We start from the raw sequence: 8196 nt of genomic DNA, 5'->3' as shown, positions 1-8196 counted from the left end.
CATTTTTACCTTGAAACTTGCAGGGACTTAGAACTTGGTCTGCACCGCCAGCTCGAACGTCCTCGGCGACCCGAGGTAATACGCCGGCGACACATGGGCAAACTCGGCATACACCTCATTCGTCAGGTTACGCACCCGGCCCGTCACGGAGGTGTGTTGATCGACCTTGTAAGTCAAAAACGTCCCGAACAAGGTATACGCCGGCACCGTCAGGGTGTTGGCGTTATCGGCATACACCGACGCCACATACCGTGCATCCACACCCCCTTGCCAATCCTCCGCAAAATCATAGGTCAGCCACAAATTGCCCACCTGCTTGGGCACATTGGTCGGCGTATTGCCCTTGCGCGACACCACCGCACCGCTGGCGGTTTTCTCGTTGAAGTCCTCATACTCGGCATCGACCCAGGCATAGTTGCCCTCCACCAATAGCTTGGGCGTGACCCGCAACGAACTGGCCAGCTCGATCCCCTTGGACGACTGTGCACCCACCGGAATACTGTTGGTCGGGTCCTGCGGGTCGGTCACGGCGAAATCCTTGCGCTCGATCTTGTAGGCGGCAACGGTGGCCGAACCGCGACCGTCCAGGTAGTCGAACTTGCTGCCCACTTCCCACTGCTTGCCGGTGGACACGTCGAACACCTGAGTGGTGCTGCTCGGCTGTTCGGCGGCGGTGCTGTATTGCACGTAGACATTGGCTTGTGGAATGAACTGATACGTCAGGCCGATGCGCCCGGTCACCGGCTCCCAACTGCGCTTGACGTGCCGGGGATTGCTGGCGGTGATGGCGCGGTGGTTGGTGACCTCAAGGTCAATCGCGTCATAGCGCAGGCCGGTGAGCAGCGACAATTTATCGGTCAGCCCCAAGCGGTTTTCCACGAACAGCGCCTTGGTGGTGACGGCGTTGGTCTTGTCCGGATCGAAGCCGGGTTTGGTGCCGGGAAGGTCATAGAAATGCCCCGGATCGTAATTGTTCGGATCCACTGTGTTTTTGGCGGATACGTTCAACGGGTTGCTGGTGGTGCTGTTGACCTTGTACTCAAAGCCGCCCGACCAGGTGGTGCTCAAGCCGAAGAACGTGTCGTCATGGCGCAGCTCGAACTGGTTTCCGTTCTGCTCACCCTGATGCCGCACCTGATAGGCCGTCGAGCGATTCACCGCGCTGTTATCGGCGTTGTACTGGTAGGTTTCCAGGTTGCGATAGTCGCGCTGGCTGTCGAGGTGATAGAGCGTGTTTTTCAGGGTGGTGCTGTCGTTGATCCGGTAGTCGATGATCGAGCGCACCCAGATTGTGCGTTGCTCATAACGACCGTCAGCCACGTTGTAGTTATTGAAGCGGTTGTGCTTATCGATCTTCAACTCGCCGGACTTCGGGTTGAGCACCGGCGTGCCCCAGTAGGGGCTGTCTTCGTGTTCGTCCTGGTATTCCAGGGCCAGGGTGTGGGACAGGTTCGGGGTGAAATCACTCAGCAGGGAAAACGCCACGCTCCAGGCATCGCGCTGTTGGCGATCGATATAGGTGTGGTTGGTGTTGCGGCTCACGTCCAGGCGCGCGTAGTGCTGGACCTCAGCGCCCGGCTCGGTCAGCGCGTGGTTCAGACCGAAGGCTATCCCGGCGGTATCGTAGCTGCCATACGTCAGTTGCCCTTCGGCAGCCTGTTCCTCACGGGTGGCCAGCTTGGTCACGTAATTCAGCGAGCCACCGACGGAACCGGCGCCGTTGATCAGCGAGGAGGGGCCGCCGACCAATTCGACCCGATCATAAATCCATGAATCCACCGGGCGAGCCAGGCCGCCGGACACCGCGACGCCATTGAACATCTGGGTAATCTGGCTGCTGGTAAAACCCCGATAAGAGATAAAACCGCCAAACCCCGGCGGCGCGCTGGCGTTGACCCCGGGCAGGGTATTGGCCGCGTCCTGAAACGTCTTGGCGCCTCGGCGCTCGATGTCGTTGCGATTGGCAATGGCGATGGACGCCGGAGTTTCCCGCACGCTCAGCCCCAGGCGCGAAGCCATGCCGCTGGACTGATCCAGGGCCAGGCCGGCATCGCCGGTTTGCTCGCCATCAATGGTGGTCGGTGCCAGCTCAATCGCCCAGGTGCTGACAGGCAGGCAGCCGAACAGGCCCGCCAAAAGGGGTAAATGTTTCATGGTTGAATCCTGAAAAACATGGCTTGAAAACAACCCACAGCCGTCCGCACTCCGAAGGAGGCAGCCGCATGGGCAAATCAAAAAAGCGCAGGTATCAGGCGAAGGCGGGCGGGGCGCGCGGATTAGCCGCAGGCCAGGTGAAGCGGGCAGGAATGTCAGCGCTGGCAACGATGGCTGGCGGCGGCGCATGGGGTTGCGGCAGCACCGCCACATTGAGGCTGGAGTTGAGCGCCGGGCCCATGCCGCCGGTGGAGCACAGCGGGCAACCGAAGGCTTTCGAGAGCGTGGGCAGGGATTCATCGGTGGACTTGTAAGGCGCCGGCGCCTGGGTGCGCGGGTCCACCGTACAGAACTGGCCGCCGATGCCGTTGAGCTGCATCCCGACCATTTGCCCATGACCAATGCTGCAGGCGAACACATTGAACAGGACGCAGCAATAGAGCATCCAGGCAATGAGCGAGCGGTCGGTACGGGCGAGTTTCATGGGGCGGCACTTTACCATCAGCCGCCGACGAATTGCCTGCAAAAAATCTCAAGAGGTCTATCCTCTTTCGGACTTTTCCAAGGATATCCAGCCATGAGCTTTTTAGTCGCGCGATGGATTGTCGGGGTTTTTGGCTGTATCAGCCTGGTGCATTTGTACTGGGCCGCCGGTGGAAAATTGGGCGTTACCGCCGCCATTCCACAGCTGCCGGGTGAATTCGCCAGCGGGCCACGCCCGGCGTTCAAGCCGTCGGCGCTGGGTACGTTGCTGGTGGGCGTGGGGTTGGTGGCGATTGCGGTGTTGGTATGTTTGCGGGCCGGGCTGTATTTCGAGCCGGTGTCCAATCATGCGTTGCAGTGGGGAATTAGTGCAGTGGCACTGGTGATGTTTGCCCGGGCGATTGGGGATTCGGAGCTGGTGGGGTTTTTCAAGAAGGTCGGCGGGTCGCGGTTTGCGCGGCTGGATACTTTTTTTTACTCGCCGTTGTGTTTGGTGTTGGGGGCGGGGTTGTTGGTGGTGGCGTGGAGTTGATGCCCATATTCCTTCGCTTTACGTGACCGAACTAAATGTCGGATAAACTCTGTCAAGTGGTCCAGATAGCAGTGGGCTGTGTGAACGCTCTATTAATTTTGTTTTGTGCAAACAAGAGTTGTTTGATTAGCGAGTCGATTGAATAGGCAGTCAATGCGAGGACAGGGGTGTTCCACTCATAATCTTTTACTACTTTTATTTGAAAATTCCCCCCGATATCGAATGAAGGAAACCACCCTACGTCAAGCAAATACCCCTCCGAATACTCAACTTGAAGCATGTCCTCTTTCAGCGAGTCGATCTGGCCGTTAAGCGAGGAGTTTTGCAGAAAGGAAAGGTTGTCATAGGTGATCCTGCCTTGCAGAAAGTCTAACGAGATCATTTTGTCAGTCTCTTGAATTCTTGCTCAGTTATCGGGTGACCGTGAATAGTCTTTGCACTTAGCTCTATGCGTATCCAACGGCTCAACTTTCCCTCACTAGCGCCAATACTCTCAGGGTATTCCATCACTTTCCAAGGTTTGCCGTTGGTTGTGGCGGTTCCATTTTTATAGGCATCTCTTTCCAGTTTTTCAATATCCATACCTGGCTTGTATTTCGCCGGACCTGATTTGGTTTTCGTTACAATATCCTTCCACGGTGTATTTTTCGACGGGCTGTGTTTGTATCCATGGGCGGTCCAATCGACATCGTGAGGCGCTGGCGCTTTTGGATGACCTTCATCAACCTTGGCCGTCGCAGCCGGGTTCTCGACATTCTCGCTTGGTTTGCAACCATTCCCGCCCGGGCAGGTATTCAACCCCAGCGGGTCAACCCATCCCGTCGGGTTGGGCACGTACTGGTATCCGTTCAGCCCGCCCGCCAGTTTCACGGGATCAGGCGTCAGGTAGCGGCCAATGTCCGGATTGTAGTAGCGATGACGGTTGTAGTGCAGCCCGCTTTCCGGGTCGAAGTATTGGCCCTGAAAGCGCAGCGGGTTGGTGATGGTGTTGACGTCGAGCTTCGCGATTTGGCCGTAGGCACGGTAGTGCGCGGACCAGACGATTTCGCCGTCGGATGCGGTGAGTTCTTGTGGGGTGCCGAGGTGGTCGAGTTGGTAGTGGAAGGGTTTTACGTCTTCCGGGCCGTAGCCTTTGAGCAGCGCTAACGGGCGGAAGCTGTTGGGTTCGTAGAGGTAGCTCTGGTGGTGATCGGCGCTGTGCTCGGCGATCAGGGTGTCGCCTTGCCAGAAGAACTCGGTGGTCTTGGCGTTGACAACTTTTGCGATACGCCGTCCAAACGGGTCGTAGCGGTATGCGGCCTCGGTACCGTCCGGCTGGGTGACGCTGATGAGTCGGTGCTGGCAGTCGTAGCGGTATTCGGTCACCAACTGCTGGGCCCGACCCCGACGTTCGCGAAGGAGGTTGCCGAAGGCGTCGTAGTCGTAATGACGGTCGCCTTGCATCAACAGGCGGTTGCCTTTGACGATGCTGGGGCCAACGTGGTCTTGCATCAGCAGATTGCCCGCAGGGTCGTGGACGAAGCGTTCCTGCCGGTCTTGCTCGTGGTTGGCGCGGGTCAGGCGGTCGAGCGGGTCGTAGTGGAAGTCGTGCTGGCCTTTGCGGGTGTCGAGGATGCGGGTCAGGTTGCCGCGTTTGTCGTAGTCGTATTGGCGGCGCTGGTGGCGTTGTTCCTGTTGGGTGATGGCGTGGGCGTGCAGGCGGCCCTGGTCGTCGTAGTGGTAGTGGCTGAGGAGTTGGCCTTGCTGGCGTTGGTGCTCGCGGCCGGATTTGAACAGGTGCGAGGTCAGCGTTTTGCCATTCAGCTCGACGGTGGCGAGGTCGCCGCCTTTTTCGTGGTGGAAAGCGAGGCGGTTGTTATCGGGCAGGCGCAGGTAGTTGAGTTGCCCGCATTCGTCGTAGCGGTAGCGCAGCGTCCCCCAGCCCTGGTGCTCGGCAGTGAGGCGGTTTTGCAGGTCGTATTCGTAGTGGAGCGGCCAATGACCGTCGTCGACGCTGAGGAGATTGCCGAGGCGGTCGTAGGTGTAATTGACTCTGCTGCCGTCAGGCAGGGTTTTTCTTACGAGGCGACCGGCCGTATCGCGCTCATAACCGGTAACCAGCTGACTGCCGTCATCGCCGTATTCGGTCTTTTCCAGCAGGCGCCCGGCGAGATCGTAGACGTAGGCGGTGCGGCGGCCATCAAACCCGGTTTCCTGCTGTATCAGGCCGTTGGCGTGGTACTCAAGCCGGTAGGTTTCCCCAACCTCATTTTCGATCTCGGTGAGTAACAACCGAACATTGTCATAGCGGTATTTGAGCTGCGTGCCGTCCGGATTAATCCGACGGCTGATCAGATGCAGACCGTCGGCATACTCATAGCGAGTAACCCGACCCAGTTCGTCGCGCTCTGCAGTGATTTTTCCGTACGGGTTGTAGCTGAATTCGCGAGTGGCGCCGCCCGGCTGAATCACTTTCAGCAAACGACCTACGGCGTCCCACTGGTAGTGGGTCAGCGCGCCATGCTCATCCTCGCAAGCCACCTGTCGCCCCAGGTCGTCATAGCGATAACGCCGCATTCCACCATTCGCCAGCTTCTCTTCGGTGAGCTGGCCACGCTCATTCCAGATCAGCCGCTGGCTGCTGTTATCCGGATACCAGACGCCGGTGAGCTTTCCGTGTTGGGTGTAGGTGTATTCGGTGTAATTGCCGTCCGGATCGGTCTTACGGGTGATATCGCCCTGATCGTTACGCTGGTATTTCCACACCGCGTCACCACGGCGTACAACCCGTACGAACCCGTTGTCATGCTCGTAGGACGTGGGTGCATCATCACCGGGAAACAGCGCAATCAACCGACCGGCTTCGTCGTACTGATACGCCGTCACCGCTCCCAGCGGATCCTGCTCGACCGTCAGGCGGCCTTTTTCATCGTAGGATTTGAAGTGCTGCGCGCCGTCCGGATCGATCCGCTGCACCAGCCGTGCGCGCTGGTCATGAACGTAGACTTCCTGGCTGCCATCGGCGTTGTGCACGGTGACAGTGCCGTTGTCGTCCCACACATACCGCGTGTCCATCTGCGAAAAGCTGGCCCAGTGCCGGACACACCTTGCAGCCTTGCCAGTCCGTTCCCACTCCCAGAAGAAACTCGCCCCGCCGGCCAGTTCCCGCTCCAGGATCACCTGTTGATCGTCGTAGCGATAACGCTCGCTTTCGCCTACCGCGTTGGTCACCTCAACCAACCGCCAAGCATCGTCGTACGTGTAGGAAACAACGTTCTGTTCGGTAACCCAGCCGAGTTCCCGCTGCACCTGATAGTCGACCGCAACGATATGCCCGCGGTCATACCGCAGCAGCAATCCCTGGCCAACGTGGTTATCGATCCGCTGAATCCGTCCTGAATAGTCGCGGGAAATACGTAGCCGGTTGTCGTACGCATCGCTGATCGACGTCAGCACACCGTTGCGGAAGTGGTAGAAAAGCGACGCCTGAGCCAGAACCAATTCATCAGGCAAACCACCCAGATAAATCGCCGCCTCCGCCAGGCTATTGGTGATGGCCGGCCGCGCAGCAGAGGGCAGGGGAAACGTGGTGCTGCGGTTCTCGTGATCGGTCCACACCACCGATTCACCGCTCACCACCAACCGCTGAGCCAACGAATGACTCCAGCCAAACCCCAACCCGCAATCCACTTCCACGGCACTGCTGCGATACAACCGCGTCCAGGCAAACGGCAGCACACCCTCCAACGAGCCGTCAGTGAGAGTCAGCAGCTCCTCACCGGTAACCATCGAAACCGGGCAGCCATCGGTACAGGTATTCGCCGAACAGACCGAAGCATCCCCGTTGGGGTTTTTCGCAGAAGCAGGCACATCATCCACGGGCTCCTGCTTCACCAACGTCGTGCGCGCCGCTTTAGGCTTTCGGACCAGCGCTGCCGGATTCGAAACCTCATTTGCACCGGCCTTCAAAGGCACGGCCGCTGCCTTGATCGACACTGGATCATTTCTAAGCGACACCGGCTTAAGCACACTGGGGTGCCACTCCAGCCGTGGCACGTCGCCCAACTTGGCCATCTGTTCGAGCAACACCCGTGCCCGGCCTGATCTGACCTTGCCCAGCACCTGCGCCCCCAAGCGCACCGCCACACCCATTCCCCCGGTGGCCAACAGCAACAGCAGGTTAAGCAGCACCTCGGGAGTCATTTCCCCCAGCAGCTCGTTCATATCCGGCGGCGGAAGCAATTGCGCCCAACTGAACATCGCGGCCAAGTAGATGAACAGCAGGGGTTCATCGCTCAGCACCAGAAGGCCGTTGGCAATTGCCTCTTTGCTGAGCTTCAACAGTTCGTCAAGCTCGCCCTGGGAGATGTAGTGCAGCAATTTTTCGCTGTTGGGTTTGATGTCGGCCAGCAAGTCGTACAGGTTTGGAATGCCGTCCCAAAGGCTGTACAGCGTGTTCGTAATCCCCCGCACGAACGCTTCATCCATCATCTTTCGACGGTCGAGGGCGCTGGCATTTGAATAGTGTTTCCACTGCGCTTCGAAGCTGTTCGTCCATTCGCTGCGCAAGCTGCTTTCCAGCGAGCTGATCACCGACTGATAGGAGGCGTAGAGCGCCTTGACGTGATCCCTGGAAACATTGGGATAAAAGCTGACCTGATACTGCTGGTCGCGGGTGCAGTCGGTGACTTCGAGAATGCCGCTGGGGCCGATGGTTTTATGGATGGGAGGACCGATCGGACTGCCGTCCTCGGCGATGGTCTGGAGCATGACGGGCGTTTTGCCAATCGGAACAAAGCGCTTGCTCTCAAACATATGCACCAAGGTCAGCGCACCATTGGGTTTGCACACCGCAACGGTGCTGCTTGGGGCTGTAGAGGAAACCGGCGCGACCAAGGCAACCTCATCCCCGACCTTGAACACTTGCTCGACTTCCAGCGCCGAAAAGCTCCAGAAACTCTCAGCCCATTCGTCAAAGGTGTTAAGGCACTGCCTGAAGTCGCTAAGGACTGCCTCTACATCCCTCGTCTCCACATTCATGGGGGCCA

At 58.6% G+C, this 8196-nt stretch carries 5 protein-coding genes; 1 reads left to right on the top strand and 4 read right to left on the bottom strand.

The window, feature by feature from the left end; translation table 11 throughout:
- Positions 1-27 precede the first annotated feature (27 nt).
- Together SNL23_RS06655 and SNL23_RS06650 are read right to left on the bottom strand one after the other, a co-directional pair.
- Positions 28-2154, bottom strand: coding sequence for a TonB-dependent receptor (locus SNL23_RS06655; RefSeq protein WP_318301879.1), 2127 nt, complete (start codon positions 2152-2154; stop codon positions 28-30).
- A gap of 94 nt (positions 2155-2248) precedes the next feature.
- Positions 2249-2638, bottom strand: coding sequence for a DUF2946 domain-containing protein (locus SNL23_RS06650; RefSeq protein ID WP_003214719.1), 390 nt, complete (start codon positions 2636-2638; stop codon positions 2249-2251).
- 93 nt (positions 2639-2731) lie between these two features.
- On the opposite strand from SNL23_RS06650, the gene SNL23_RS06645 reads away from it, so the two are divergent.
- Positions 2732-3169, top strand: coding sequence for a DUF3995 domain-containing protein (locus tag SNL23_RS06645; RefSeq protein WP_076016215.1), 438 nt, complete (start codon positions 2732-2734; stop codon positions 3167-3169).
- A 52-nt stretch (positions 3170-3221) separates the two neighbouring features.
- Here the strand turns inward: SNL23_RS06645 and SNL23_RS06640 are convergent, their stop codons facing one another.
- Together SNL23_RS06640 and SNL23_RS06635 are read right to left on the bottom strand one after the other, a co-directional pair.
- The gene (locus SNL23_RS06640) at positions 3222-3551 is read right to left on the bottom strand and encodes a hypothetical protein (RefSeq protein ID WP_318301878.1); all 330 of its coding nucleotides are present in this window, start codon (positions 3549-3551) and stop codon (positions 3222-3224) included.
- Entirely contained in the window at positions 3548-8188 is a 4641-nt protein-coding gene (locus tag SNL23_RS06635; RefSeq protein WP_318301881.1) for an RHS repeat-associated core domain-containing protein, read from the bottom strand. Before SNL23_RS06635 ends, SNL23_RS06640 begins: the two co-directional genes overlap by 4 nt.
- Positions 8189-8196 lie beyond the last annotated feature (8 nt).

The sequence above is a fragment of the Pseudomonas sp. SED1 genome (assembly GCF_034044025.1).
GTDB lineage: Bacteria > Pseudomonadota > Gammaproteobacteria > Pseudomonadales > Pseudomonadaceae > Aquipseudomonas.
Note: the sequence above shows the minus strand (reverse complement) of the source record. Positions and strands in the feature narration are given on the sequence as shown.